The organism is Pantoea sp. Tr-811, from assembly GCF_011752535.1.
Lineage (GTDB): Bacteria > Pseudomonadota > Gammaproteobacteria > Pseudomonadales > Pseudomonadaceae > Aquipseudomonas.
In genome coordinates this window covers 47,648-73,875 of record NZ_VWXJ01000006.1, presented here as the reverse complement: position 1 = coordinate 73,875, position 26,228 = coordinate 47,648, and the positions used below count along the sequence as shown (strand labels likewise).

Here is a 26,228-nt window from a genome sequence, read left to right as displayed (position 1 = left end):
TTGCTCGCTCCTACGGGGGATGTGCAATTCCCGTAGGAGCGAGCAAAGCTCGCGAAGGGCCGGCACAGGCAGCATCAAATGGACAGGCGCATCACCCGGCTATCCAGCGGCTGCTCATGCGCCTGGCACCGGCGCTTGTTCACCACCAGCTCGCCAATGGCAATCAGCCGTGTGCGCGTGACATTGCGCGACAACCCCAGCAATTGCGCAGTGTGCACCTGGTTGTAATGGCAAAAATGATACGCCGAACGCAACAGGGCGTTTTCGACCTTCTCGTACAAGTCCCCTGGCTGTTCCTCGTACAAGCGGCTGAACGCCTGCTGCAGCAGATCCTCCACCCCACCCCCCAACGGCGCTTGCTCCTGGCGTTCCAGGCGCAGGTTGGACAAGCGCAAGTCCTGCGCCTGCACCCACCCGTCGCCGCAGGTCAACAGGCTGTGGTGAATCACGTTCTCCAGTTCGCGGATGTTACCGGGCCAGCCGTATTCCACCAGCTTGGCCTGGGCGCTGGTGCTGAGCTCCACCGGCCCGTAGCCCAGCCGTTCGCTGTAGCTGCGAATGAAATGCCGGGCCAGCGGCAGGATGTCCCCCGGCCGGTCACGCAACGGGTGCAGCTGCAGCGTCACCACATTCAGCCGGTAGTACAGGTCTTCGCGAAAATGCCCGGCATTGATGGCTTTCTCCAGTTGCACGTTGGTGGCCGCCAGCACCCGCACATTGATCGGGATGCTCTTGCGCGAACCCAGGCGCACCACCTCGCGCTCCTGCAGCACACGCAGCAGCTTGACCTGGATCGGCAACGGCAAGTCGCCGATCTCGTCAAGAAACAGCGTGCCGCCATGAGCCTCCTCGAACCAGCCGGCCTTGGCCGCCAGGGCGCCGGTGAAGGCGCCTTTTTCATGGCCGAACAGCTCGGCCTCGACCAAGGATTCGGAGAACGCGCCGCAGTTCACCGCAATGAACGGGCCGTTGCGCCGGCCGCTGAGGTTGTGGATATGGCGTGCGACCAGCTCCTTGCCCGTGCCGGTTTCGCCAATGATCAGCACGCTGGCCTCGCTGGGGGCGACCTGTTGCAGGTGGGCGAGCAGTGCCTGGGACCGGGGGTCTTCGAACACCTGTGCGGTCGCCCGGATCGAGGTCGCCAGTGAGGGGGACGGGGGGAGGGTCAGCAGTTGCATGGGCGATCCTCAGGAATAGAAAGACGGGGCAGGGCGCTTGCCGCCAAGGGCCCACTCGCCGAGTTCGTGGATACGGTAATCCACCGGGTCGTGCAGGGTTTGCGTGCGCAAGTTGCGCCAGTGCCGGTCGAAGCGCAGCGAGGCATGGGTGGCGCGGGCGCCGGTCACCTCGAACAGGCGGTTGCAGATGTCCAGGCCGTGGCGGGTCGCCGCAACCTTGGCCGTGCCGATGGCCAAGGCCAGCTCGCCGCGTTCCTCGGCGCCCAGCGCCTGTTCCTTGGCCCAGGCACTGTCGAGCTGGCGGGCAGCGCGCTCGATCAGCAGGCGCACGCTCTCCAGGCCCACCCAGAATTCACCGTAGTGGCGCAGCACGTAAGGGTCTTCGGCGGAGCTGGCGGCGGGTGAGCGGAACCAGGGCCGGCTTTCCTTGAGGGTGTACTGGCGCGCTTCGTCGAAGGCGCCTTCGGCGATACCCAGGAACAGGTTGGCGAAGTGCAGTTGGGCGATCAGTGGGCGCAGGGCGGCGAACGGCGTGCTCAGGGGGCCGGGGTCGAGCAGCAGCTCACTGTGCTCGACCCGCACCCGTTCGAAGGTGGCGCTGCCACTGTCGGTCTGACGCTGGCCGATGTTGTTCCAGTCCTTGTGCAGGGTAATGCCGGTGCGCCCGCTGGGAATCGCGGCAATCAGCAGCTTGCCGCCGGCGCGTTCGTCCAGCGCCGAGGCGATCAGCATTTCCGAATCGCTGGCGCCGGAGCAGAAGCTTTTCTTACCGGAAAACTCGCACCAGCCGTCGAAGTGCTTGACCCGTGTGCGGGTGTCCAGCGGGTTGAGGGCGTTGCCCCAGAACCACTGCTTGCGCGCGGTCTGTTCGAACCACGGCTGCCATTGGTCGGGGCGGGCGAACAGGCGCACGGTGGCCAGCATCAGGTGGTGGAAGCCGAACACGTGGGCAACGGCGCTGTCGACCCGGGCGAACTCGCGCACCACCTCGAAGGTGTCGTGCCAGTTCGCCCCCTGGCCGCCAAATGCCTGGGGAATCACCAGCGACAGCAGGCCGCTGTCGCGCAGCGCATCGCGCTCGGCCTTGGGCGTGCCGCCGCGTTCGTCACGCTCCACGGCAGTTTGGGCGAACTGCGCGGCCAGCTCGCGGGCCACCGCCAGGGCCGGGCGAGCCGCGTTCACAGGTGCATTCATGGCCGCTCCTCAGGCGCTTTGACGCAGGGCGTGGTGGGCGCCGAACAGGGGCACGGCGCGCTCGGCGGCCAGGCGAATACGGGCGTGCAGGGCCTCGCTGGAAACCCGGTAATCGGCCAGCTCCGCCTGGCTTGCGTAAACGCCGATCGGCAGGGTCAGGGCCTGCAGGAAGCTGAACAGCGGGCGCAGCTGGTGGTCCAGCACCAGGGCATGGCGTTCGCTGCCACCGGTGGCGGCCAACAGTACCGGGGTATCGACCAGCGCGTCCTGGCCGATCAGGTCGAACAGGTGCTTGAAGTGGCCAGGGAAACTGCCGCGGTAAACGGGGGTGGCGATCACCAGCAGGTCGGCCTTTTCCACCAGGCGCAGCTGTTGCTCCACCGTATCGGGCAGCTCGCTGCGCCACAGCGCCGCGCCCAGTGGCCGGGCGATGTCACCCAGTTCGATCAGGTGCGGTTTGATATTCAGGTGCTCGCCCAGCTCGGCGAGAATCGCTTCGATCAAGGTCAGGGTGCGCGAAGGGCGGGTGGTGCCACCAGACAGGGCGACAACGTTCAAGGGGGTGCTCATGGGCAGGTCTCCGGTTCGGGGTGAGCGGGGGACTTTGCTTGAGCAATCGTCGTGCCGAATTGAAAATATCCGTTGGATCAACAGGTTGCGCCATTCATTGGCGCGGCCGGTGTTGCCCTGTAGGCGCCGGTTGTTGATCGGCTGTTGCGCTGCAGACAGTTGGCCCGGTGTTGGCGGCTGTACAGTGAGGAGCGTTATAGCGGATCCTGGGTAGCATGGAAAAAGAATAAGAATTCATATTGTTATACTCTATTTCTTTGTACGGCCGTAGGCCTGGCTGATGCGGTCGATCACCATGGCCAACGCGACGATGGCAAGCCCTGCCTCCACCCCCTGGCCAACGTTGAGCGTCTGGATACCGGCCAGCACATCCTCGCCCAGCCCGCGGGCGCCGATCATCGAGGCCACCACCACCATCGACAGGGCCATCATCACCGACTGGTTGAGCCCGGCCATGATGCTGGGCAGTGCCAGCGGCAAGGCGACCCGCCGCAACCGCTGCCAGCGGCTGGCGCCCAGGCCGTGGGCGGCCTGGAGCAGCGACGGGTCGATCTGGCTCAGGCCCAGTTCGGTCAGGCGCACCAGCGGCGGCAGGGCGTAGATCAAGGTGGCGAACACTGCCGGCACCTTGCCCAGGCCGAACAGCATCAGCACCGGAATCAGGTAAACGAAGGCGGGCAGGGTCTGCATCACGTCCAGCACCGGCATCAGCAGGCGCCGGGCCAGCGGGCGGGTGGCCAGGAGAATGCCCAGCGGCACGCCAATCAACACGCACAGGCCGGTACTGACCAGCACCAGGGCCAGGGTCTGCAGCAGCTTGTCCCACAGCCCGAGCATGCCGATGAAGGCCAGCAGCGCCACCAGCACGGCGCTGCGCAGCAGGCGCCGGCTGGCGTGCCAGGCCAGCAGGCCGACCAACGCCAGCAACAGCCACCAGGGCATCAGGCGCAGCAGGTTCTCCAGGCCCACCAGCAATTGCAGCAACTGCTCGGAAACCGCTCGCAACTGGTCGCCGTAGCGCACGACCAGCCAGTCGACCAGGCGGTTGATGGTGTCGGCGAAAGACAGTTGCAGGGCATCGGGGAAGCCCGCGCTCACAGGCTGGCCTCGACCTTGGCCGCTACTTCGGTGGGCAACCAGGCTTTCCACACCTCGGGGTTGGCGCGCAGGAACGCCTTGGCGGCATCGGCCGGTGGCTGGCGTTTTTCATTCATGTCGGCCAAGGCCTTGTTCAAGGTGGCGATGGGCAGGTCGACTTTCTCGAACACCGCGACCAGCTCCGGGTGGCTGTCGCGAAACGCCTTGGACACGCCAATCGACAGCTTTGCCGGCAGCGATGCGCTGCCCTGCGGGGCGGGGTTCTTGGCATCGGTCAGGGTGGCCCAGGCGGCGGCATTGAACGCCGGTTCCTGCAGGCGTACCAGGTCGTAGCGGCCAATCAGCGGGGTGGGGCTCCAGTAGTAGAACAGCACCGGTTGGCCACGGCGGATGGCCGAGCCGATTTCCGCGTCCAGGGCTGCGCCGGAGCCGCTGCGAAAGTTGCTGTACAAGGTGTCCAGGCCATAGGCCTTGAGCTTCTGGCTATTGACGGTTTCGGAGGTCCAGCCGCTCGGGCTGTTGAGGAAGCGGCCTTTTTCCGGCGCTTCGGGGTCGCGGAATACTTGCGGGTAGCGTTTCAGGTCGTCGACGCTGCGCAGGTCAGGGGCCAGCGGCTTGAGGCCCCGGGCCGGGTCGCCCTTTATCACGTAGGCGGGCACCCACCAGCCTTCCTCGGCATTTTTCACCGTGTCGCCCAGGGCGAACACCTGGCCGGCCTGCTCGGCCTTGACCCAGGCGGGGCTGCGCCCGGCCCATTCTTCGGCGATCACCTGCAGGTCGTTGCGCGCCAGCGCCACTTCCATGCTCACGGTGCTGCCGGGGAGGGTGTCGGTGGGGTAGCCGTAACCGTGCTCGACGATCAGGCGCAGGATTTCCGTGGTCAGGGCGCCGCTTTCCCAGCCGATGGCGCCGAAATGGATGGGGGTGGGTTGTTCGGCCGATGCGGCGCTGTCGGTGCTGGCCAGGCCGAAGGTGAGCATCAGGCCGGCCAGCAGCGCAGGGATTTTCTTCATGGGAGGCCTCGTCGGTTGCCTTGCCTTTAGGGTTGCGGGCAAGTGTAGACGACGAGGCTTTGGCTATTTTTCAGCAGGTTGCGGGGCCTGCGCCTACACGCGGAACTGGTCCATCAGCGCCTGCTGCTGGTTGGCCAGGCTGTTCAGCGACTGGCTGACCCGCGCCGACTCGTTGGCCTGGCCCGACAGCGATTCGGTGACATCGCGAATGGTCGCGACATTGCTGTTGATCTCCTCGGCCACCGCGCTCTGCTCCTCGGCGGCCGAGGCGATTTGCAGGTTCATGTCGGTGATCACGCTCACCGCCTGGCCGATGCGCTGCAGCGCCGTCACTGCCTGGCCTACCTGCTCGACGCCGCCCTGGGCCTGGCGGTGGCTGTGGTCCATGCTGCCCACCACGTCGCGGGTGCCGGTTTGCAGGGCCTCGATCACCTGGCGGGTTTCTTCCACCGACTCCTGGGTGCGCTGGGCCAGGTTGCGTACTTCATCGGCCACCACGGCAAAGCCACGGCCGGCTTCCCCGGCACGGGCCGCTTCGATGGCGGCGTTGAGTGCCAGCAGGTTGGTTTGCTCGGCGATCGAGCGGATCACCTCCAGCACCGAGCCGATCTTCTCGCTGTTCTGCGCCAGGCCTTCGACCTCGGCCATGGCCTGGCTCATGTTGGCGGCCAGGGCATCGATGCTGCTGGTGGTGCGGTCGATCACCGCCAGGCCTTCGCGGGTGGCCTGGTCGGCATCGCGGGCGGCCTGCGCAGCCTGGGCGGCGCTGCGGGCGACGTCCTGGGCGGTGGCGCTCATTTCGTGGGATGCGGTGGCTACCTGGTCGACCTGGCGGTACTGCTGCTCCATGCCGGCGCTGGTTTCGCTGGCGATGGCCGAGGACTGGTCGGCGGTGCCGCGCGCGGCCTGCACCGAGCGCTTCACTTCGGCGATGGTTGGTTGCAGCTTGTCGAGGAAACGGTTGAACCAGCCGGCCAGTTCGCCCAGTTCGTCGCGCTTGTGGTAGGTCAGGCGGCGGGTCAGGTCGCCTTCGCCGCTGGCGATGTCCTTGAGCATCGCCGCCACGCCAAGGATCGGCCGGGTCACGCCACGGGCCATCAACCACACCAGCAGCAGGCCGGCGATGGCCGCCGCCAGGCCCAGGCCCAGTTCCAGCAGGGTGCCGCTGGTGTTGAGTGCGTCCAGTTCCTTTTTCAACGCCTCGGCCGGCCCGGTCAGGGCGCTTTCCGGCACATCCAGCAGCACGCCCCAGGGCTGTGCATCCGGGGTCGGTTGGAACGCCGCGAGCACTTTCAGGCGCGCCTGGTCGTGGAGGATGCTCAGTTTGCCATCGGCCAACTTGCGTACCAGCTCGGCGCCCTTGGCCGGGTCAACCTGGTCGAAGCGCTGGGCCAGCTTGCTGGCGTCGGTGCTGTAACCGGCCAGCAGGCCCGCCGGGCTGAGGATGCCGACCGTGGTGCGGCCTTCGTAGAGGCTGCGGCTGGCGTCCTGGCTCAGGGCCTGCAGGCTGTTGAGGTTGATGTCGATGGACAGGGTGGCGAGGGTTTTGCCGTCGACCTTCAGCGGGAAGACGATGCTGGTCATCAGCACGCGCTGGCCGTCGATGTCATAGAAGTACGGCTCCACCACGCACACCTTGCCGCTTTGGTGCGGGCACACCCACCAGGTGTTGGCCGGCTGGCCGCTGGGGCCGATCTCGGTGTTGGCCAGGTCGTGCTCGGGCAGGGCCATGGCCGTCAGCTGGCCTGCACGGGGCTGCGACCAGTACAGGGCGAAGCGCCCGGTTTCGTTGCTGCCCAGTTCCGCCTTGCCGGCGAACAGGGCGTCCTTGCCGTCCAGGGCGTTGTTTTCGAACACCAGCGACAGGCCCAGCAGGTCGGGGTTGGCCTGCAGGGCGGCGCGTACCTGGCGGGTGAGGTCTTCGCGCAGGTCGAAGGCGTCGAGGAAGCGCTTTTGCGCCTGTTCGCGCAGGAACAGCACCTGGCGGGAGAACCCGGCGCCGTATTGATAGGCGTCCATGAACTGGCGGCGGATGTTCAGGGCCTGCACTTCACCTTGCGACTCGATACGCGCCTGCGCGGCCTGGCTGAGCATCTGCATGCTGCTGGCCTTGACCAGGTCGGAGCTGTGGTCCATGCGGTACAGCGAAAGGCCGACGAGCAGGGTGACGATGCTGGCCAGGCATAGACCAGCGAGCAGGGTGATTTTCCACTGGATGGAAAGTTGTCGCAAAGGCATGGGGGTGGATCCCTTGTTGTAGGCAGGGTTTTTCGGGGGGGCTCTGGGAGGTTTGGCTTTGGCGGTGGGTTGGCCGTGCGATCGAGCGCCGCCCGCGCGGCGCATCGCGAGCTGCGCTCGCTCCTACATCCATGTGCAGGCGTAGCGTCAGCGGCGCTCGATCGCACAACCAACACACCCCCCAAGCCGAACCCCATCACCCCACACCCCTATCGGCCCCAATCCATTTTTCTTTATTCAAACGTTCAATTAAAAATAATTCACCGGCGAAACACGCCGAAATATGGCGTTTTTGACATCCGGCCCCCACTCCGTCACAGTGCGCGCTTTTTTGTCTGCCACCAGGGGAACCCCACACCATGAACGCAGTGATCGCCGCCGTCGGCATCATGCTCATCCTCAGCCTGTCCCGCGTGCACGTGGTCATCGCCCTGATCGTCGGTGCGCTGGTCGGTGGCCTGGTCGGAGGGCTGGGCGTCGAAGGGACGCTCAAGGCATTCAATGGCGGGCTGGGCGGCGGGGCCACGGTGGCGTTGTCCTATGCCCTGCTCGGGGCGTTCGCCGTGGCCATTGCCAAGTCCGGCATGGCCCACGCCCTGGCCGACCGCGCCCTGGGCATGATCGACCGCCAGGGCCACGCCGAGGGCGGCAAGGTCAAATGGCTGTTGATCGGCCTGATGCTGGTGGTGGCAGTGTCCTCGCAGAACCTGCTGCCGATCCACATCGCCTTCATTCCGCTGCTGGTGCCGCCGCTGTTGTACGTGCTGACACGCCTGCGCATCGACCGCCGGCTGATTGCCTGCGTGATCACCTTCGGCCTGATTACCCCGTACATCTTTCTGCCGGTGGGCTTTGGCAACATCTTCCTCAACCAGATTCTCCTGGCCAACGTGGCGCGGGCCGGGGTCGACGTGAGCGGGGTGAATGTCACCCAGGCCATGGCCATTCCCGCCGCTGGCATGTTCGCCGGCCTGCTGCTGGCGGTGTTCGTCAGCTATCGCAAGAAGCGCGACTACGACCTGGCGCGCATCGAACAAGTGGAGCAGGTGAGCGTGCAGTACAACCCGCTGACCCTGGCCGTGGCAGGGCTGGCGGTTGCCGCGGCGTTCATCGTCCAGCTGTGGCTGGACTCGATGATCGTCGGCGCCATGGTGGGCTTCCTGATCTTTTCGTTGTCGGGCATCGTGCGCTGGAGAGACACCGACGACCTGTTCACCGAAGGCATGAAGATGATGGCCATGATCGGCTTCATCATGATTGCCGCTTCAGGCTTTGCCGAGGTGATGAAGGCCACCGGTGAAGTCGGCAGCCTGGTCGAGGCGGCGGCGCAGTGGATCGACCACAGCAAGGGCGTGGGTGCCTTGCTGATGCTGCTGGTGGGCTTGTTGGTGACCATGGGCATCGGTTCGTCGTTCTCGACGGTGCCGATTCTTGCAGCGATTTTCGTGCCGCTGTGCGTGCAGCTGGGCTTCGACCCGCTGGCCACGGTGTGCATCGTCGGCACTGCAGGTGCCTTGGGCGATGCCGGTTCGCCAGCGTCGGATTCGACCCTGGGGCCGACCTCGGGGCTTAACGTGGACGGCCAGCACCACCATATCTGGGACACCGTGCTGCCCACCTTCATCCACTACAACCTGCCGCTGCTGGCGTTCGGCTGGCTGGCGGCGATGACGCTGTAGGGCTCAGCCCTTGTCGGGCGGTGGCGAGATGCGGTTGAGCACGGTGCTGCCGTCCTTGCTGCGGGTCAGGTACACCGGCAGCACCTTGGGCAGGTTGTCCACCAGGCGGGCGACCTCGCGGGTGTTGTAGATGCCACTGATGCGGATGCGCCCGGTATTGGCATCGGCCAGCAGCAGCGGGGCGGCCAGGTAGCGGTTGATTACCGGCAGCGCCTGCTCAAGGCTCAGGTTGTCGAGCACCAGCTTGCCGCTGCGCCAGGCCAGGCTGTTGCCGCTGTCATCGCTTTGCGCCAGTTGCGGCTCGAAGTCACCGGCCTGGTAGCTGGCCTGCATGCCAGGGCCCAGGCGATAGCCGCCGCCGTTGCCGTTGCTGCTGACCAGCACCGAGCCTTCCACCAGGGTGACCTTGACGTGGTCCTGGTACTTCCACACGTTGAACTGGGTGCCGGTGACGCGCGTCTGGCCATGGCCGGCATGCACGATGAACGGGTGGTTGCTGTCGTGGGTGACCTTGAAGAACGCCTCACCCTGCTTGAGGGTGACCTTGCGTTGGTCCTTGAAGTTGAAATAGCTCAGCTCGGTATTGAGGTTGAGCTCGACCGTGCTGCCGTCGCTCAGTTGCACGGTGCGGGTGCGGTCGCTGGCGGCGTAGTGCTCGTAGTGGTTGGGCAGCCAGCCTTGGTCCCAGCCCACCCACCCAGCCAGCGGCAGGGCCAGCAGCGCCAAGGCCGCCGCCGAGGCCAGCGGGCGCCAGTTGCGTTTGCGCAGGCGCGGGCGGGGCGGGGCATTGAACTCGATCACCGTGGCCGTGCGCGGCAGCAGGTCGGCGGTTTGCCAGATTTCCAGCATGGCCTGGTATTCCCCGGCATGCCGCGGGTCGGCCGCCAGCCAGCGGGCGAATGCTTCACGTTCATGCGCGGTGCAATCGTCGGCGTGCAGGCGCATGCACCAATGCGCGGCGGCGTCGGTGATGGCATCGTCTGGGCTGGGATTGAGGCGGTCGTGGTTCATTGCGGCTCCGGGTTTTGCGCATTCTAACCCCGCAAGGGGCTCCCGAGAACCGAGGTAATGGCGAATGACTATCAGTTATCGGTGATTTTCGTCGCTTTCGCAAGGGAATTCCCGCGTTTGAGAACGCTTCGCGGCCACCCGTGTCCCACTGTAGAAGCGGGTGTTCTGGATGAAATTTTTGATAGCTGGCTAATCAAGGCTTTGACATTCACTGCCTAGGCAGTAATATTTTCATACAATTGCCCGAGCAGACCCTTGATGTCCCATTTCACCCCGGAAAACTTCCAGAGCTGCGCCATCGGCATGCTGCTGGGCCGCGCGGCGATCCTCAAGGACCGCATTCTCGATTGGCACCTTGAGCCGGAAGGTGTCACTGCCGCGCAGTTCAAGGTGCTGATCATCGTCACCCAGTACCAGGTGGATACACCGGCTGAACTGTGCCGCTACCTGGGCCTGGACAGCGGTTCGATGACCCGCATGCTCGACCGCCTCGAGCAAAAGGGCCTGATCCTGCGCAACCGCTGCGCCGATGACCGGCGCCAGGTGCGCCTGGCCCTGAGTGCCGATGGCCAGCGGCTGGCCGACCGCCTGCCGGAGATTGGCGCAGCGGCCATGAACGAACTGGTCGGCGTGCTTCAGGCTGACGAGCTGAAAACCCTCGAAGGCCTGCTGGCCAAGGTGCTGCTCAGCGCCGGCGACCCCCTGGCGACGCGCCGTTTCGGCGATCGCTGAACCCTGTTACGCATTTTCCAAGGTATTCCCATGGCCACTCCCGCAGACACCTCAACTCCCTCCGCCGACGCGCCAGCGCCGGGCAAGCGCAAGGCCTTGCTGCTTGGCCTGTTGCTGCTGGTGCTGCTTGCCGGCGCTGGCGCCTGGGCCTGGTACAGCCTGATCGGGCGCTGGCACGAAAGCACCGACGACGCCTACGTCAATGGCAACGTGGTGGAAATTACCCCGCTGGTGACCGGGACCGTCACCAGCATCGGCGCCGACGATGGCGACCTGGTGCATGCTGGCCAGGTGCTGCTGCAGTTCGACCCGGCCGACAGCCAGGTGGCGCTGCAGTCAGCCGAAGCCAAGCTGGCGCGCACCGTGCGCCAGGTGCGCGGGCTGTACAGCAACGTCGACTCGCTCAAGGCGCAGTTGCAAACCCGCCAGGCCGAGCTGCAGAAGGCCCAGCAGAACTACAACCGGCGCAAGGTGCTGGCCGACAGCGGGGCGATTGCCGCCGAGGAAATCTCCCACGCCCGCGATGACCTGACCGTGGCCCAGGCCGCCGTCAACAGTGCCCGCCAGCAACTGAACACCAGCACCGCGCTGGTCGACGACACCGTGGTGTCCTCGCACCCCGAGGTCATGGCGGCCGCCGCCGACCTGCGCCAGGCCTACCTCGACCATGCCCGTACTACCCTGGTGGCGCCAGTCACCGGCTACGTGGCCAAGCGCACCGTGCAGCTCGGCCAGCGCCTGCAGCCGGGCACCGCGACCATGGCGGTGATTCCGCTGGACGAGGTGTGGATCGACGCCAACTTCAAGGAAACCCAGCTGCGCAACATGCGCATCGGCCAACCGGTGGAAATCAACGCCGACCTGTACGGCAGCGAAGTGAAGTACAGCGGCACGGTCGACAGCCTGGGCGCCGGAACCGGCAGCGCCTTCGCCCTGCTGCCGGCGCAGAACGCCACCGGCAACTGGATCAAGATCGTCCAGCGCGTGCCGGTGCGCATCCACCTCAGCCCCGACCAGCTCAAGGACCACCCGCTGCGTATCGGCCTGTCCACCGTGGTCGAAGTCGACCTGCACGACCAGAGCGGCCCGACCCTGGCCCAGCAACCGCCGCAGCAGGCCAGCTACACCACCCAGGTGTACGACCGCCAGCTGGGCGATGCCGATAACCTGATCGCCCGGCTGATCCACGAAAACAGCGCCACCGGCAAGACGGCCGAGCGATGAGCAACAACGCCCCGGCCCAGTTCACGCCGCCGAGCCTGCTGCTGACCACCATCGGCCTGTCGCTGGCAACCTTCATGCAGGTGCTCGACACCACCATCGCCAACGTGGCGCTGCCGACCATTTCCGGCAACTTGGGGGTGAGTTACGAGCAGGGCACCTGGGTGATTACCTCGTTCGCGGTGAGCAACGCCATTGCCTTGCCGTTGACCGGCTGGCTGAGCCGGCGCTTTGGCGAGGTGAAGCTGTTCATCTGGGCCACGCTGCTGTTCGTGCTGGCCTCATTCCTGTGCGGTATCGCCCAGTCGATGCCGGAACTGGTGGGCTTTCGCGTGCTGCAGGGGGTGGTGGCCGGGCCGCTGTACCCAATGACCCAGACCTTGCTGATTGCCGTGTACCCGCCGGCGAAACGGGGGATGGCCTTGGCGCTGCTGGCGATGGTCACGGTGGTGGCGCCGATTGCAGGGCCGATCCTGGGAGGCTGGATCACCGACAGCTACAGCTGGCCGTGGATCTTCTTCATCAACGTGCCGATCGGCCTGTTCGCCGCTGCCGTGGTGCGCCAGCAGATGCGCACGCGCCCGGTGGTGACCAGCCGCCAGCCGATGGACTACATCGGCCTGCTGACGTTGATCGTGGGCGTGGGGGCATTGCAGGTGGTGTTGGACAAGGGCAACGACCTGGACTGGTTCGAGTCGTCGTTCATCATTGTCGGCAGCCTGATTTCGGTGGTGTTCCTGGCGATCTTCATCATCTGGGAACTGACCGACCGCCACCCGGTGGTCAATCTGCGCCTGTTCGTGCACCGCAACTTTCGCGTCGGCACCATCGTGCTGGTCGGCGGCTATGCGGGCTTTTTCGGCATCAACCTGATCCTGCCACAGTGGCTGCAGACGCAGATGGGCTACACCGCCACCTGGGCGGGCCTGGCGGTGGCGCCGATCGGCTTGCTGCCGGTAATCATGTCGCCGTTCGTGGGCAAGTACGCGCACCGCTTCGACCTGCGCGTGCTGGCTGGGCTGGCGTTTCTGGCCATTGGCAGCAGCTGCTTCATGCGCGCCGGGTTCACCAGCGAGGTGGACTTCCAGCACATTGCCCTGGTGCAGTTGTTCATGGGGATTGGCGTGGCGCTGTTCTTCATGCCGACATTGAGCATCCTGCTGTCGGACCTGCCGCCGCACCAGATCGCCGATGGTTCGGGGCTGGCGACGTTCCTGCGCACCTTGGGCGGCAGTTTTGCTGCTTCCCTGACGACCTGGATCTGGATTCGCCGGGCGGACCAGCACCATGCCTACCTGAGCGAGCACATCAGCCAGTTCGACCCGGCCACGCGGCACACCCTGGAACAGCTGGGCGGGGCCAGTGCGCAGAACTATGCGCAGCTTGAGCAGATCGTCAACGCCCAGGCGTACATGATGTCGACGGTGGATTACTTCACACTGATGACCTGGGTGTTCGCCGGGTTGATCCTGCTGGTGTGGCTGGCCAAACCGCCGTTCACGGCCAAGGCCGGCCCGGCGTCGTCCGGCCATTGACGACACCTCCCGCCACAATTCCCGGTAGGAGCGAGCGCAGCTCGCGATGGGGCGCGCAGCGGCCCCAGGGTTTCAGCCTCGCGGCTCATAGTGCTGGGGCTGCTTTGCAGCCCATCGCGAGCTGCGCTCGCTCCTACAGGGAACTGCGCGGCGCCAGAACACCTTGCCCCACCCCATGGCAATCGCCTATCGTCGCTGCTCCCTCCCCAAACGATTGGCCGTTTCATGCACAAAGTCATCGTCATCACCGGCGCCAGCCGTGGCATTGGCGCCGCCACCGCATTGCAGGCCGCCCGCGAAGGCTACCGCATCTGCATCAACTACCACGCCGACGACCAGGCCGCCGGGCACATCCTTGAGCAGGTTCGCGCCCTGGGCGCCGAAGCGATCGCCGTACGTGCCGATGCCAGCGTCGAAGACGAAGTCGTGCAACTGTTTCACCGCGTCGACCAGGAACTTGGCCCGGTCACTGCGCTGGTCAATAACGCGGGCACCATCGGCCAGCAGAGCCGTGTCGAGGACATGTCCGAGTTCCGCCTGCTCAAGGTGATGAAGACCAACGTCGTCGGCCCGATGCTGTGCGCCAAGCACGCCTTGCGGCGCATGGCCCGCCGCCATGGCGGCCAGGGTGGGGCCATCGTCAACGTGTCGTCGGTCGCTGCGCGCCTGGGTTCACCCAACGAATACGTCGACTACGCCGCCTCAAAAGGCGCGCTCGACACCTTCACCCTTGGCCTGGCCAAGGAAGTGGCGGGCGAGGGCGTGCGGGTCAACGGCGTGCGGCCCGGCTACATTCATACCGGTTTCCACGCCCTCTCTGGCGACCCCGAGCGGGTGGCCAAGCTTGAGCCAGGCCTGCCCATGGGCCGTGGCGGGCGGGCAGAAGAGGTGGCCGAGGCGATCCTGTGGCTGCTGTCGGACAAGGCCTCCTATTCCACCGGCAGTTTCCTCGACCTCGGCGGCGGGCGCTGAGCGCGGGCGCTCAGGGCTGTTCGTCTTCCAGCAACTGGCGCACGCACTCGGCCAAGGCCTCAAGTTCGAAAGGCTTGGTCAGCACCCGGGTGCCCTGCAGCAACTGGCCGTCGCTGAGCGCCGCGCTGGCATCGTAGCCGGTGACGAACAGCACCTTCAGCGCTGGGTAGCGTAGCCGGCAGCGCTCGGCCAACTGGCGGCCGTTTAGGCCACCGGGCAAGCCGATGTCGCTTAGCAACAGGTCGGGGCGCGCATGCTGCTCAAGGTAAGCCAGTGCATCGGGCCCGTTGGCGAAGGCCACCACCTGGTAGCCCAGTTCCTCCAGCACCTCGCCCACCACCAGGCGCAAGCCGGCCTGGTCCTCCACCAGCAGGATGCGTTGCCCGGCCCGGGCGCTGCGTTCCAGTGCCGGGTAGCTGGCGGGAGCGGCCGGGGCAGCGGGCTGCTGGTGATGGCGCGGCAGGTACAGCTCTACCCGAGTGCCTTGGCCGGGGGCTGACAGCAGCCGCACGTGCCCGCCCGACTGGCGCACGAACCCGTAGGTCATCGACAGCCCCAGGCCCGTACCCTGGCCCATCGGCTTGGTCGAGAAGAACGGGTCGAAGGCGCGCGTCATCACCTCATCGCTCATGCCGCAGCCGTTGTCCTTGACCACCAGGCACACATAGTCGCCGGCCGGCAGTTGCAGCGTTCGCGCCTGTTCGCTGCCCAGTACCGCGTTGTAGCCCTGGATATCGATCACGCCCCCCTCAGGCTGGGCATCACGGGCATTGATGCACAGGTTGAGCAGCGCGCTTTCCAGTTGCGGCGGGTCGATGAAGGTGGGCCACAGCGGCGTGGGGAAGTGGCTGTGCAGGGTGATCGACTGGCCGATGGTGCTGCGCAGCAACTCCTCCATGCCCTGCACCAGCTCGGCCACCTGGGTGGGCTGGGGTTGCAGGGTTTGCTGGCGAGAGAATGAAAGCAACCGGTGCACCAGCGACGAGGCACGCTGCGCCGAGCTGCTGGACAGGTCGAGCAGCGATTCGAGGCCCTCGTAGCGCTGTTGCAGCAGGCGCTGGCGCATCAGCTGCTGGGCGTTGAGGATGCTGCCGAGCAGGTTGTTGAAATCATGGGCGATGCCGCCACTGAGCAGGCCCACCGCTTCCATTTTCTGCGCCTGGCGCAACGCCTGCTCGGCGGTGGCCAGGCGCTCTTGCTCGCGCACCCGCTCGCTGATGTCGTAGGCGAACAGGTAGGCGCCCAGCGGTGTGCCGTCGTGGTCGAGCAGGGTATTGAAGCGCAGTTCGTAGTGGCGATTGCCAAAGGCGCCGATCTCGGTGAAGTGCTCGCCAGCCAGGGCTCGCCGCCACAGGGGCAGGACCTGTTGGCAGTCCTTGGGGAAATCGTCGAGCAGCAGGGGCAGGCTGTCGCCTACTTCCGGTGTTCTGCCGTACAGGGTGTGGAAGTCGTCCTTGGCCTGGCGGTTGATTGCCAGCCAGCGCATCTGCGGGTCGAGTGCATGCACGTTGACCACGCTGTGCTCGACCATTTCGGCGAACAAGCGCCGTTCGGCCAGGGCGGTGCTCACGCGCTGCTCAAGTTCGGTATTGAGTTGCTGCAGTGCTCGCTCGGCGTTGCGCCGCTCGGTCACGTCCTTGAACAGTACCGCCACCTGGCGGCGCTGCGCCGGCTCGATGCGGAAGGTGGTGATCTCCAGGATATGGCCGGTGGCGACCAGTTCCTGCTCGAACTGCAACGGCTCGCCGGTGCGCAGCACACTGCCGTAGCGCGCCACCCAGTCATCCGCCTCATCGGGCACCATCTCGCGCAGCTTCTGGCCGACCACATCGGGAATCCCGGCGTGCTTGGCGTAGGCCGCATTGGCCAGCACGTGCACGTAGTCGCTGAGCGGGCCGTGGGGGCCATCGAAGAATTCGATGATGCAAAACCCTTCGTCCATGGTATCGAACAGAAAACGGTACACATCGTTACCCAGCGCGTGCTGGTGGGCCAGCGTCGTCTCGAGTTCGCCCACGCGCTGTTGCAGCGCGGCGATCTGTTGGTGCAGACGAGGCAGTTCGCGGTGAGGCATTGGGCTATCCGGCTTGAGGCAGTGAGCAACTTTAGCGTGAGCGTCCCGGCCACGGCCAGTGCGATAGCCAGGCCCGAGCCGCGTTCATCAGGGTTGCAGCATCTGCGCCACCCGGTCGGTCAGTGCCGACAGTTCGAATGGCTTGGTCAATAGGGTGGCATTGCCCAGCGGTTGGCCGCCGCTCAAGGCGGCGCGCTCGTCGTAGCCGGTGACGAACAACACCCTCAGCCCTGGAAACAGGGCCTGGCTGCGCTCGGCAACCTGCACGCCGGTAAGCCCATCGGGCAGGCCGATATCGCTGATCAGCAGGTCTGGGGGCGCGTTTTTGGCGAGAAAGGCAAGTGCCGCCGGGCCTGACTCGAATGCCTCCACCCGGTGCCCCTGGTCTTCGAGGGCTTCGCACATCACCAGGCGCAACGAGGCCTGGTCCTCGACCAGCACGATGTGGCGCGTGCCTGTGTAGGTGCTGACCGGCTTGGCCACAGGCTTGGGTGGCGCAGGCGGCATGGCGGGCGCCAGGTGGCGGGGCAGGAACAGCTCGACGTGGGTGCCCTCGCCGGGGCTGGAGGTGATGCGCAGCTGGCCACCGGACTGGCAGACAAAGCCGTAGACCATCGACAGCCCAAGGCCGGTGCCTTGGCCGATGGGCTTGGTGGTGAAGAAGGGGTCCAGCGCACGGGCCAGCACCTCGGGGGGCATGCCCTGGCCATCGTCCTTGACGCCCAGGCGGATATAATCACCCGGCGGCAGGCACAGGGCCTGGGCCTGTTCTGGGTCCAGGTTGACGTTGTTGCCATGCACCGTGAGCGTGCCGCCGTCGGGCATCGCATCGCGCGCATTGATGCACAGGTTGAGTATGGCGCTTTCCAATTGCGGCGGGTCGATGAAGGTGGGCCACAACCATTCGGTAAACTCAGTGTGCAAGGCAATCGCCGGGCCGATGCTGCCACGCACCAGCGCTTCCATGCTGCGCAGCAGCGAGCAGACCTCGGTGGGGTAGGGTTGCAACGCTTGCTGGCGTGAGTAGGCCAGCAGGCGCTGTACCACTGAAGAGGCGCGCAGGGCCGAGCCGTTTGCCACTTCCAGCAACTGTGGGAGTTGCTCGAGCCGGCCCTGTTGCAAGCGCTGCTGCATGAGCTCCTGGGCGCCGAGTATGCCCCCGAGCAGGTTGTTGAAGTCGTGGGCAACGCCGCCGCTGAGCTGCCCCACGGCTTCCATTTTCTGCGACTGGCGCAGGGCTTGCTCGGCAATGTGCAGGCGTTCCTCGGCGGCCACCCGGTCGCTGATGTCGTAGGCGAACAGGTAGGCACCGGCCATGCTGCCATCGCTGGCGCGGAAACTGTTGAAGCGCAACTCGTAATGACGCTTGCCGGCGCCCTCACCGAACACGTCGCTGATGATGAACTGCTCGCCAGCCAGGGCGCGTTCCCACAGGGGCATGATCAAGTCGCGGTCGCGGGGGTTGGACACCATCAGCGCGGGCATGTAGTCGCCAATGGCGGGGGTGATGCCGTACAGGTGGCAGAAGTCCAGCTTGGCCTGGCGGTTGATCGCCAGCCAATGGAAGCCGCTGTCGATCATGTGCACGTTGGCAGCGCTGTGATCGACCAGTTCGGCAAACCAGCGGCGCTCGGTCATGGCCTGGCTGACCCGCTGTTCCAGGGCCAGGTTGGTGCGCTGCAGTTCGCGCTCGTTGTCGCGCCGGGCGGTGACATCCTTGAACAGCACGGCCACCTGGCGCCGCTGTGCAGGCTCTATGCGAAAGCTGGTCACCGACAGCACGTGGCCGGTGGCGACCAGCTCCTGCTCGAATTGCAGCGGCTGGCCGGTGCGCAGCACTTCGGCATAGCGGCTGACCCAGGCATCGGCCTCCTCGGGCACCACCTCGCGCACCTTCTGCCCTATCAAGCGGGCAATGCCGGTGTGTTTGCTGCAGGCCGCGTTGACCAGCACATGCACATAGTCGCTGAGTGGGCCTTGCGGGCCGTCGAGGAATTCGATGATGCAGCAGCCTTGGTCCATGGTGTCGAACAGAAACTGGTAAACACTGGGGTCGTGCTCCTGGTTGCACGCCAGGCGCAGTTTCAATTGCGCATTGATGTGCTGCAGGTCATCGATCTGCTGCTGCAAGGCAACCAGCTCGCAAGAAGGCATGTTGACGTCCAACGGTTAGGCGAATGATCCAGGCGCAACCGGCGCTGGGCTTGTGATGTACCGAAGGTCGGGGGCTAGGGCAGGTTCTTCTCCAGTAGCAGTTCGATGCGCTGTTTCAGTGTAGCCAGCTCGAAAGGCTTGAACAGGATGTCGTCCAGGCTCGACGAAGCGGCCCGGGCCATGGCTGAGGCAGGGCTGTAGCCGCTGATGAACAGCGTTGGCAAACCGCTGAACAGCCGCCGGAACTCGGCGGCCACCTGGTGGCCATCGAGGCGCCCGGGCAGGCCGATGTCGGTGATCAGCAGGTCGGGCTGCAGCCCTGCGTGCAGCGCCGCAAGCGCCTGGTGGCCATCGGCGAAGTCGTGTACTTCATGGCCGCAATCCTCCAGCACGTCGCAGATGATCTGGCGCAGTACGTCCTGGTCTTCCACCAGCACCGTGCGCAGGTTCGCCATGGGCCTTGGCTTGGCACTGGCTTGGGCTGGGCATGGCAGCTGCGCAGGCGCGTCAGCGCTGTGCCTGGGCAGGTACAGGTCGACCTCGGTGCCTTTGCCGCAGGCACTGTTGATGTGCAACTGCCCGCCTGACTGGCGCATGAACCCGTACACCATCGAAAGCCCCAGGCCAGAGCCCTGGCCCAGTGCCTTGGTGGAAAAGAACGGGTCCACGGCGCGCTGGGCGATTTCGCGGGTCATGCCGACACCGTTGTCGCGCACCTGGATATGCAGGTAGTCGCCCGGTTCCATGTCCAGGCTGCGCGCAAGCTCTGGGTTGATGGTGAGGTTGCTGCTGGCGATGCGCAGCAGGCCGCCCGAGGGCATGGCGTCACGGGCATTCAGGCTGAGGTTGAGCAAGGCGCTTTCCAGCTGCGGCGGGTCGACCAGGATCAACCACTGGCCCGGCAGGGTTTCGTTGACGAACTCGATGCTGCTGTCGATCGAGCTGTTGATCAGGTCGCGCATGCCGGACACCAGCGGGTGCACATCGACGGCCTGGGGCTTCAGGGTTTGCTGGCGCGAGAAGGCCAGCAGCCGCTGCACCAGCGAGGCGGCGCGCTGGGCGCTGTGGCGGGCGACACCGATCAGGCGCGCGGTTTCCTCGTGGCGCTGCTGGTCCTGGCGTTGTTCGGCCATCTCCAGTGCCGCCATGATGCTGCCCAGCAGGTTGTTGAAGTCGTGGGCGATACCGCCGGTCAACTGGCCGACCGCTTCCATCTTTTGCGACTGGCGCAGGGCCTGTTCGGTTTCGCGCAGGCGCTCCTGTTCCCTGACCCGTTCGGTGATGTCGTAGGCGAACAGGTAACCGCCCTGGATGCACTGCTGGGCGTCGCGCAACGGGTTGTAGAGGATTTCGTAGTGGTGCATTTCGTTTTCTGGGCCGAAGGCCAGGGTTTCGGTGAAGGCCTCGCCGGCCAGCAAGCGCGGCCACACCGGTTCCAGCCGGCTCATGAGGTCGGGATAGCGGGCCAGGAATTGCGGAATGAAGTCGCCCACCTGGGGCGCGAACCCACGCAGGCGCTTGAAGGTTTCCTGGGCCGTGCGGTTGATGGCCAGCAGGCGCAGGCTACGGTCGGCGGCGAATACATTGGCCAGGCTATGGTCGACCAGCTCACCCAGCAGCTTGCTGTTGGCCTGGGCCTGGTCAACCCGTTGGCTCAGTTCCTCGTTGCGCTCCAGCAGGCGGTCGCGTTCGGGTTGCCCTTGCCGCAGGGCAGTGAAGTGGATGGCAATGCGGTTGAGCTGCGCCGGCTCCAACCGATGCACTGACAGGTTGAGCTGGCGGTTGGTCGCCTGCAGGCATTTCTCGAAGCTGACCGAGCGCCCCGTGCGCGCCACCTCGGCGAAATACGCCAGCCACCCGTCCACTTCGTCGGGAATCACCTCGCGTGCCGTCTGGCCCATTTTCTTCGGGTGGGCGGTGTGGTGCAGGCAGGCGCCGTTGGTCAACAGATAGCGGTAATCGTGAAATTGACCCTGGGCATTCTTGATCAGTTCGACCACGCAGAAGCCTTCCTCCATGCGCGCCGACAGCAGCTCGAAGCAGGTGGCCTTCAAGCGCTGTTCCTCTAGCTGCTCCTGGAGTTCGGCTATCCGTTGGCGCAGGCTGAGCTCATGGGCAGATGGGGCATCTGATGGCATGACAAGGGCTCGGGTCTAACTCGAAATAACTATAGAAAGCCACCCGGGGAACTGCCATCAGAAGGAGCGAACAATTTTGCCGAGGATTTCCATGGCGTTATCGGCGCCGGCATGCCAGGGCGTGCCGTAGTTCAGGCGTAGGCAGTTGCCGAAGCGACGGGTGGGCGAGAAGATCGGCCCGGGGGCGATGCTGATGCCTTGGGCCAGGGCCATGTGGAACAGTTTCAGGGTATCCATCTGTTCGGGCAGCTCCAGCCACAGGAAATAGCCACCACTGGGCTGGCTGACCCGGGTCTGTGCGGGAAAATGCCGGGCGATGGCGGCGAGCATGTTGGCCTGCTGGCCTTCCAGGGCATAGCGCAGCTTGCGCAGGTGGCGGTCATAGCCACCGTGTTGCAGGTAGTCGGCGATGGCCGCCTGGGCGGGCATCGAGGCGCACAGCGAAGTCATCAGCTTGAGCCGTTCTATTTTCTGCGCGAAGCGCCCGGCGGCCACCCAGCCGATGCGGTAGCCGGGGGCCAGGCTTTTGGCGAAGGAGCCGCAGTGCATCACCAGGCCCTGGGTATCGAAGGCCTTGGCCGGCTTGGGCGCTTGCTGTGCGTAGTACAGTTCGGCGTAGACATCGTCTTCGATCAGCGGCACCTGGTGGCGGCGCAGCAACTCGACCAGTGCCTGCTTTTTCGCCTCGGGCATGCTTGCGCCCACCGGGTTCTGGAAGTTGGTCATGCACCACACAGCCTTGACCGGGTGCTTGTCCAGGGTTTGCGCGAGTACCGCCAGGTCCATGCCTTCACGTGGGTGTACCGGGATTTCCACCGCCTTGAGCTTGAGCCGTTCCAGCACCTGCAGGCAGGCATAGAAGGCCGGCGCCTCGATGGCCACCAGGTCGCCGGGTTCGGTCACGGCCTGCAGGCACAGGTTCAGGGCCTCCAGCGCACCATTGGTAATCAGCAGCTCCTCCATCGGCAGCATCAGCCCGCCCACCATGTAGCGCAGGGCAATTTGCCGGCGCAGCTGGGGGTTGCCCGGCGACAGGTCGGTGACCACCATGCGCGGGTCCATGGCCCGGCTGGCGCTGGCCAGCGAGCGTGAAAGGCGCTGCAGCGGGAACAGCTCGGGGCTGGGGAAGGCCGAGCCGAACGGCACGGTGTTCGGGTCCTTCATCGAGTCGAGGATGGAAAACACCAGGGCACTGACATCCACCTCGGTCGATTCGCTCAGGGGCGCCAGCGTCTGCGGCTCGCTGAACGGGCGTGGCGCGTGGGCATTGACGAAATAGCCCGAGCGCGGCCGGGCGCGAATCAGGCCGCGGCGCTCCAGCAGGTAATACGCCTGGAACACCGTGGACGGGCTTACCCCATGGGTTTGGCTGGCATAGCGCACCGAAGGCACGCGCTGGCCAGGGCCGAGCACCCCGGAGCGGATCAGTTCGGCAATGTCGTCGGCAAAGCGTTCGTAGCGTTTCATGGGGGCTCGGCAGGCAAGGTGATCGGGCAGTGTAAGGGATCAGCGCTGGGTCGGCGCCACGAAGCGGCTACGCGCCACGCTGTGGATCGCCGGCTGGTCGCGGTCCTGAATCTCGAAGGCCAGTTCGCGCGAAGCGTTGCTGGCACGTTCGGCGAGTATCGCCACCGATACCGGCCACTCGGCCATTTCGCCGGCGGCAATGACCCGCTCGGTATCGCCCTGCAGGGCGAAGCCCTCGGCATCGAGCAGGCGCAGGCGGTAGCGCTGGGTGGCATTGGTCTTGTTGATGACCTTGAGCAGGTAGATGTTCTCGATCTGGCCCTGAGCGTTTTCGCGGAACAGGCCCCGGTCCTTGAGCACGTCCAGCGACACCATGGGGCGCAGTTGCAGGGCCAGCACCAGTGCCACGCCCATTACCAGCAGCGCGATGGCATAGCCGACCAGGCGCGGGCGCAGCCAGTGCTGGGCGCCACCCTGCAGGCTGTGCTCGGACTTGTAGCCGATCAGGCCGCGGGCATAGCCCATCTTGTCCATCACGTTGTCGCAGGCGTCGATGCAGGCGGCGCAGCCGATGCAGGCCATTTGCAGGCCATCGCGGATGTCGATGCCGGTCGGGCACACCTGCACGCACAGGCTGCAGTCCACGCAGTCGCCCAGGCCCTGGGCGCGCGGGTCGCTGCCTTTGCGGCGGGCACCGCGCGCCTCGCCACGGCGGGGGTCGTAGGCCACGGCCAGGGTGTGCTGGTCGAACATCACGCTCTGGAAGCGCGCATAGGGGCACATGTGCAGGCACACCGCCTCGCGCAACAGGCCTGCATTGATATAGGTCGCGGCAGTGAAGAACAGCACCCAGAACAGCGCCACGCCACCGAGTTGCAGGCTGAGCAGTTCCTGCGCCAGGGGTCGGATGGGGGTGAAGTAACCGACGAAGGTCAACCCGGTGGCCAGGCCGATCAGCAGCCACAGGCCATGCTTGAGCGTGCGCCGGGCCAGCTTGTTCAGGCTCCAGGGGCCGCTGGCGAGCTTGATGCGCTGGTTGCGGTCACCTTCGGTGACCTTTTCGCACCACATGAACAGCCAGGTCCAGGTGCTTTGCGGGCAGCTGTAGCCGCACCACACCCTGCCGGCGTAGACGGTGATGGCGAACAGGCCGAAGGCGCAGATGATCAGCAGCGCCGACAGCAGGATGAAGTCCTGCGGCCAGAAGGTGGCGGCGAAGATATGGAATTTGCTGTTGGCCAGGTCCCACAGCACGGCCTGGCGGCCATTCCAGTCGAGCCAGGCGGTGCCGAAGAACAGTGCGAACAAGGCGCCGGCGAAGGTGATGCGCAGCGAACGGTACAGGCCGGTGAAGCTGCGGGTGTGAATGCCGGGGGTGGCAATCTGAAGGGCATGGATTCTGTCGGTCATGGTGTCGGTGCTCTGCTGGCCTCGATCAGGCAGCTGCACTATGGCCTGCGTGCTGTTTTCAGCACAGGCTCAGGTTGGCCGATAAAAACCGTATCAGATTACCGCCGACAGCCCTGCAGGCCTCAGATCACCGAGCCCGGCGTGCTGGCCTTCAGGTGCCTGCGGCTATCTACCGCACCGATCACGGTCAGGGCATCGGCCTCTGCTTCGGTGATCGGGAAGCGCTCGCCGGCCAGAATGGCCACGGACATGCGCAGGTGTTCGTCGGTGACGATCTCGACTTCCCGGCCATTGCCCTCGATGCGCAAGGTATCGCCGATAAGGGTGCAGTGGCCGGTGGATTCTTCGACTTCGATGGGCATGGTGGTGTCCTCCGTGGGGTTAATGGTTGTGACCACGGGGGCGAGAAGGTTGCTGCATCGGGGGCACTCTGCGGGGTGTGCAGGGGTCAATGGTTTAGGTGCCTGTGCCGGCCTCTTCGCGGGGCAAGCCCGCTCCTACACCCTGTTGTAGGAGCGGGCTTGCCCCGCGAAGAGGCCGGCACAGGCTAAAACACGCCTCCAAGGAAACCACGCGATGGACGTCATCTGGCAAGCCATCCAGGCCGAGTTCGCCGACATCACCGACACCCGCGAGGTCGTGCAGATTCTCGTACGCCTGGTGATGGCCGCCGTACTTGGGGCGGTGCTCGGCTTCGAGCGCGAGCACAAGGGTAAATCCGCCGGTGTGCGCACGCATATGCTGGTGTCGCTGGGCGCCGCGCTGTTCGTGTTGGCCCCAAGCATGGCCGGCGCCGATGAGCAGGCGCTGAGCCGAGTGATCCAAGGGATCGTCGCCGGTATCGGTTTTCTCGGTGCAGGCACCATCCTCAAGGGCAATGGCCAGGACACCAGCCATGTCAAAGGCCTGACCACGGCGGCGGGGTTATGGATGACCGCGGCCATCGGCACGGCGGCAGGCATGGGGCGTGAGGCCACGGCGTTGATCAGCACGGTGTTGGCGTTGTTGGTGTTGGGTACGATGCCGCTGCTGGTGGACAGGGTAGAGGGGCAGAGCGAGGAGAAGCGCAAGGAGGAGGAGGGCAGGAAGCACTGAGGGGAGCCGAAGCTCCCCCCAAAGCGTTGTTGCCTGCTCTTTTTTTATTATTGAGGCCGGCCTTTTGTTGTTTTTGTAGGCTTGCCTTGATGTCACGTGCGACCCCCATTCGGGGTCAAGAGCAAACGTATTTTTTTGAGCGCTGACCTGCTTTCACCCTGTGGGTCCGAACCTGACTGCCGCTACCTTGAGGTAGTTTTATTGTTCTGTGCCAGATCGCGGGGCGAACCCCTGAAAAGCTTGTCGACTCCAAAAAAATCTGCTTGCTGCGCCTCTGCCGTGTTGTTCTTGTTATGTCAGAGCCGTTACATGTTGTTTTTATTGGGTGTCACGTTTTTCTTGTTGTTGTACCAAAGATATAGCAGGTGCCGTGCCAACTTTTGAAAATCCTTTAAAATCAATTGATTGAGAGAAAACGACAAAACCTATGGGCCTGAAATTCTGTCGATTTGTTTCCCTGTTACCCGATTTTTTCTCGGGATGTGTGGGGGCGGTAACACTCACCCACACTCATGTGACACCCGAATGAAATTCAGTGTGCGCTGCGCGCACGTGCCACCCGCGAGCCATTGGCCCGCCCCAGCACGCTGCTGATGCGTTGCCCGGCGGCGATTAGCCGATCAAGGTCGATACCGGTCTCGATACCCAGCCCCTGCAGCAGGTACAGCACGTCCTCGGTGGCAATGTTGCCGGTAGCGCCCTTGGCGTAGGGGCAGCCGCCCAGCCCTGCCACCGAGCTGTCGAACACGCTGATGCCTTCAAGCAGGCTGGCATACACATTGGCCAGGGCCTGGCCATAGGTGTCGTGGAAGTGCCCGGCCAGCTGCTGGCGCGGCACCACGGCCGCTACCACCTCGAACAGCCGGCGGGTGTTGCCGGCGGTGCCGGTGCCGATGGTGTCGCCCAGCGACACCTCATAGCAGCCCATTTCATGCAGGGCCTTGGCCACCGGTGCTACCTGCTCGGCGCGCACCTCGCCCTCGTAGGGGCAGCCCAGCACGCAGGACACATAGCCGCGCACTCGCACGCCGTGGCTACGGGCGGCCTGCAGAATGGGCTCGAAGCGCTGCAGGCTTTCGCTGATCGAGCAGTTGATGTTGCGCTGGGAGAACGCCTCGGAGGCCGCCGCGAACACCGCCACTTCCTTCACCCCGGCGGCCACGGCGTCTTCGAAGCCGCGCAGGTTGGGGGCCAGTGCGGCATAGGTAACACCTTCGCGCTGACGGATGCCGGCGAACACCTCGGCCGAGCCTGCCATTTGCGGCACCCATTTGGGCGAAACGAAGCTGCCGACTTCGATGTAGCCAAGCCCGGCGTCGGTCAGGTCGTCGACCAGGCGCACTTTGTCGGCAACGCTGATGGGCTGGGCTTCGTTCTGCAGGCCGTCGCGGGGGCCGACTTCGACCAGGCGAACGTGGGTGGGCATGGGCATGGGCATGGTGGGGATCC

General features: G+C 65.2%; 20 protein-coding genes. 6 read left to right on the top strand and 14 right to left on the bottom strand.

Features of this window, described 5'->3' with window-relative positions; genetic code table 11:
• Positions 1 to 74: 74 nt before the first annotated feature.
• From F3J44_RS11150 to F3J44_RS11125, 6 genes are all read right to left on the bottom strand, one after another.
• On the bottom strand, positions 75 to 1,178 hold the full coding sequence (locus tag F3J44_RS11150; RefSeq protein WP_167272330.1) for a sigma-54-dependent Fis family transcriptional regulator: 1,104 nt from the start codon (positions 1,176 to 1,178) through the stop codon (positions 75 to 77).
• A 9-nt stretch (positions 1,179 to 1,187) separates the two neighbouring features.
• Positions 1,188 to 2,372: an acyl-CoA dehydrogenase family protein gene (locus tag F3J44_RS11145; RefSeq protein WP_167272328.1), complete on the bottom strand. Its 1,185-nt coding sequence runs from the start codon at positions 2,370 to 2,372 to the stop codon at positions 1,188 to 1,190.
• Positions 2,373 to 2,381: 9 nt separating this feature from the next.
• Complete coding sequence (gene msuE / locus F3J44_RS11140; protein ID WP_167272326.1) at positions 2,382 to 2,942, bottom strand: FMN reductase; 561 nt, start codon at positions 2,940 to 2,942, stop codon at positions 2,382 to 2,384.
• A gap of 249 nt (positions 2,943 to 3,191) precedes the next feature.
• The gene (locus F3J44_RS11135; protein ID WP_167272324.1) at positions 3,192 to 4,040 is read right to left on the bottom strand and encodes an ABC transporter permease subunit; all 849 of its coding nucleotides are present in this window, start codon (positions 4,038 to 4,040) and stop codon (positions 3,192 to 3,194) included.
• Positions 4,037 to 5,053, bottom strand: a complete 1,017-nt coding sequence (locus F3J44_RS11130; protein WP_167272321.1) for an ABC transporter substrate-binding protein — start codon at positions 5,051 to 5,053, stop codon at positions 4,037 to 4,039. Before F3J44_RS11130 ends, F3J44_RS11135 begins: the two co-directional genes overlap by 4 nt.
• A gap of 93 nt (positions 5,054 to 5,146) precedes the next feature.
• Positions 5,147 to 7,291: a methyl-accepting chemotaxis protein gene (locus F3J44_RS11125; protein ID WP_167272319.1), complete on the bottom strand. Its 2,145-nt coding sequence runs from the start codon at positions 7,289 to 7,291 to the stop codon at positions 5,147 to 5,149.
• A 359-nt stretch (positions 7,292 to 7,650) separates the two neighbouring features.
• Between F3J44_RS11125 and F3J44_RS11120 the strand changes: the two genes are divergently transcribed.
• On the top strand, positions 7,651 to 8,970 hold the full coding sequence (locus F3J44_RS11120) for a Na+/H+ antiporter family protein (RefSeq protein ID WP_167272317.1): 1,320 nt from the start codon (positions 7,651 to 7,653) through the stop codon (positions 8,968 to 8,970).
• Between the two features lie 3 nt (positions 8,971 to 8,973).
• Here the strand turns inward: F3J44_RS11120 and F3J44_RS11115 are convergent, their stop codons facing one another.
• Positions 8,974 to 9,981, bottom strand: coding sequence for a FecR family protein (locus F3J44_RS11115; RefSeq protein ID WP_167272316.1), 1,008 nt, complete (start codon positions 9,979 to 9,981; stop codon positions 8,974 to 8,976).
• Positions 9,982 to 10,239: 258 nt separating this feature from the next.
• On the opposite strand from F3J44_RS11115, the gene F3J44_RS11110 reads away from it, so the two are divergent.
• From F3J44_RS11110 to F3J44_RS11095, 4 genes are all read left to right on the top strand, one after another.
• Positions 10,240 to 10,713: a MarR family winged helix-turn-helix transcriptional regulator gene (locus F3J44_RS11110; protein WP_167272315.1), complete on the top strand. Its 474-nt coding sequence runs from the start codon at positions 10,240 to 10,242 to the stop codon at positions 10,711 to 10,713.
• 30 nt (positions 10,714 to 10,743) lie between these two features.
• Positions 10,744 to 11,937, top strand: coding sequence for an HlyD family efflux transporter periplasmic adaptor subunit (locus F3J44_RS11105; protein ID WP_167064894.1), 1,194 nt, complete (start codon positions 10,744 to 10,746; stop codon positions 11,935 to 11,937).
• Entirely contained in the window at positions 11,934 to 13,469 is a 1,536-nt protein-coding gene (locus F3J44_RS11100) for a DHA2 family efflux MFS transporter permease subunit (protein ID WP_167064890.1), read from the top strand. The genes F3J44_RS11105 and F3J44_RS11100 overlap by 4 nt, the downstream gene beginning before the upstream one ends.
• A 225-nt stretch (positions 13,470 to 13,694) precedes the next feature.
• Positions 13,695 to 14,441, top strand: a complete 747-nt coding sequence (locus F3J44_RS11095) for an SDR family oxidoreductase (protein WP_167272314.1) — start codon at positions 13,695 to 13,697, stop codon at positions 14,439 to 14,441.
• A 10-nt stretch (positions 14,442 to 14,451) separates the two neighbouring features.
• Here the strand turns inward: F3J44_RS11095 and F3J44_RS11090 are convergent, their stop codons facing one another.
• From F3J44_RS11090 to F3J44_RS11065, 6 genes are all read right to left on the bottom strand, one after another.
• Complete coding sequence (locus F3J44_RS11090; protein ID WP_167272313.1) at positions 14,452 to 16,515, bottom strand: PAS domain-containing sensor histidine kinase; 2,064 nt, start codon at positions 16,513 to 16,515, stop codon at positions 14,452 to 14,454.
• 87 nt (positions 16,516 to 16,602) lie between these two features.
• Complete coding sequence (locus F3J44_RS11085; protein WP_167272312.1) at positions 16,603 to 18,669, bottom strand: PAS domain-containing sensor histidine kinase; 2,067 nt, start codon at positions 18,667 to 18,669, stop codon at positions 16,603 to 16,605.
• A gap of 74 nt (positions 18,670 to 18,743) precedes the next feature.
• Positions 18,744 to 20,807 carry a PAS domain-containing sensor histidine kinase gene (locus tag F3J44_RS11080; protein WP_205299825.1) on the bottom strand — a complete coding sequence of 688 codons (2,064 nt, stop codon included), beginning with the start codon at positions 20,805 to 20,807 and terminating at the stop codon, positions 18,744 to 18,746.
• 57 nt (positions 20,808 to 20,864) lie between these two features.
• Positions 20,865 to 22,274: a GntR family transcriptional regulator MpaR gene (mapR, locus tag F3J44_RS11075; protein WP_167064878.1), complete on the bottom strand. Its 1,410-nt coding sequence runs from the start codon at positions 22,272 to 22,274 to the stop codon at positions 20,865 to 20,867.
• Positions 22,275 to 22,313: 39 nt separating this feature from the next.
• A complete protein-coding gene (ccoG, locus tag F3J44_RS11070) occupies positions 22,314 to 23,684 on the bottom strand; it encodes a cytochrome c oxidase accessory protein CcoG (RefSeq protein WP_167272311.1) in 1,371 nt (456 codons plus the stop codon).
• Between the two features lie 122 nt (positions 23,685 to 23,806).
• Positions 23,807 to 24,046: a DUF3203 family protein gene (locus F3J44_RS11065; protein ID WP_167064872.1), complete on the bottom strand. Its 240-nt coding sequence runs from the start codon at positions 24,044 to 24,046 to the stop codon at positions 23,807 to 23,809.
• A gap of 214 nt (positions 24,047 to 24,260) precedes the next feature.
• Between F3J44_RS11065 and F3J44_RS11060 the strand changes: the two genes are divergently transcribed.
• Positions 24,261 to 24,779 carry an MgtC/SapB family protein gene (locus tag F3J44_RS11060; RefSeq protein WP_167064869.1) on the top strand — a complete coding sequence of 173 codons (519 nt, stop codon included), beginning with the start codon at positions 24,261 to 24,263 and terminating at the stop codon, positions 24,777 to 24,779.
• A gap of 532 nt (positions 24,780 to 25,311) precedes the next feature.
• Here the strand turns inward: F3J44_RS11060 and F3J44_RS11055 are convergent.
• Complete coding sequence (locus F3J44_RS11055; RefSeq protein ID WP_304622149.1) at positions 25,312 to 26,217, bottom strand: hydroxymethylglutaryl-CoA lyase; 906 nt, start codon at positions 26,215 to 26,217, stop codon at positions 25,312 to 25,314.
• Between the last annotated feature and the right edge of the window lie 11 nt (positions 26,218 to 26,228).

Bases quoted from the DNA above. Each gene is read 5' to 3' on its own strand.
- F3J44_RS11150 (WP_167272330.1), bottom strand. From the start codon at position 1,178: ATGCAACTGCTGACCCTCCCCCCGTCCCCCTCACTGGCGACCTCGATC.
- F3J44_RS11145 (WP_167272328.1), bottom strand. From the start codon at position 2,372: ATGAATGCACCTGTGAACGCGGCTCGCCCGGCCCTGGCGGTGGCCCGC.
- msuE (WP_167272326.1), bottom strand. From the start codon at position 2,942: ATGAGCACCCCCTTGAACGTTGTCGCCCTGTCTGGTGGCACCACCCGC.
- F3J44_RS11130 (WP_167272321.1), bottom strand. From the start codon at position 5,053: ATGAAGAAAATCCCTGCGCTGCTGGCCGGCCTGATGCTCACCTTCGGC.
- F3J44_RS11125 (WP_167272319.1), bottom strand. From the start codon at position 7,291: ATGCCTTTGCGACAACTTTCCATCCAGTGGAAAATCACCCTGCTCGCT.
- F3J44_RS11120 (WP_167272317.1), top strand. From the start codon at position 7,651: ATGAACGCAGTGATCGCCGCCGTCGGCATCATGCTCATCCTCAGCCTG.
- F3J44_RS11115 (WP_167272316.1), bottom strand. From the start codon at position 9,981: ATGAACCACGACCGCCTCAATCCCAGCCCAGACGATGCCATCACCGAC.
- F3J44_RS11110 (WP_167272315.1), top strand. From the start codon at position 10,240: ATGTCCCATTTCACCCCGGAAAACTTCCAGAGCTGCGCCATCGGCATG.
- F3J44_RS11105 (WP_167064894.1), top strand. From the start codon at position 10,744: ATGGCCACTCCCGCAGACACCTCAACTCCCTCCGCCGACGCGCCAGCG.
- F3J44_RS11100 (WP_167064890.1), top strand. From the start codon at position 11,934: ATGAGCAACAACGCCCCGGCCCAGTTCACGCCGCCGAGCCTGCTGCTG.
- F3J44_RS11095 (WP_167272314.1), top strand. From the start codon at position 13,695: ATGCACAAAGTCATCGTCATCACCGGCGCCAGCCGTGGCATTGGCGCC.
- F3J44_RS11090 (WP_167272313.1), bottom strand. From the start codon at position 16,515: ATGCCTCACCGCGAACTGCCTCGTCTGCACCAACAGATCGCCGCGCTG.
- F3J44_RS11085 (WP_167272312.1), bottom strand. From the start codon at position 18,669: ATGCCTTCTTGCGAGCTGGTTGCCTTGCAGCAGCAGATCGATGACCTG.
- F3J44_RS11080 (WP_205299825.1), bottom strand. From the start codon at position 20,807: ATGCCATCAGATGCCCCATCTGCCCATGAGCTCAGCCTGCGCCAACGG.
- mapR (WP_167064878.1), bottom strand. From the start codon at position 22,274: ATGAAACGCTACGAACGCTTTGCCGACGACATTGCCGAACTGATCCGC.
- ccoG (WP_167272311.1), bottom strand. From the start codon at position 23,684: ATGACCGACAGAATCCATGCCCTTCAGATTGCCACCCCCGGCATTCAC.
- F3J44_RS11065 (WP_167064872.1), bottom strand. From the start codon at position 24,046: ATGCCCATCGAAGTCGAAGAATCCACCGGCCACTGCACCCTTATCGGC.
- F3J44_RS11060 (WP_167064869.1), top strand. From the start codon at position 24,261: ATGGACGTCATCTGGCAAGCCATCCAGGCCGAGTTCGCCGACATCACC.
- F3J44_RS11055 (WP_304622149.1), bottom strand. From the start codon at position 26,217: ATGCCCATGCCCATGCCCACCCACGTTCGCCTGGTCGAAGTCGGCCCC.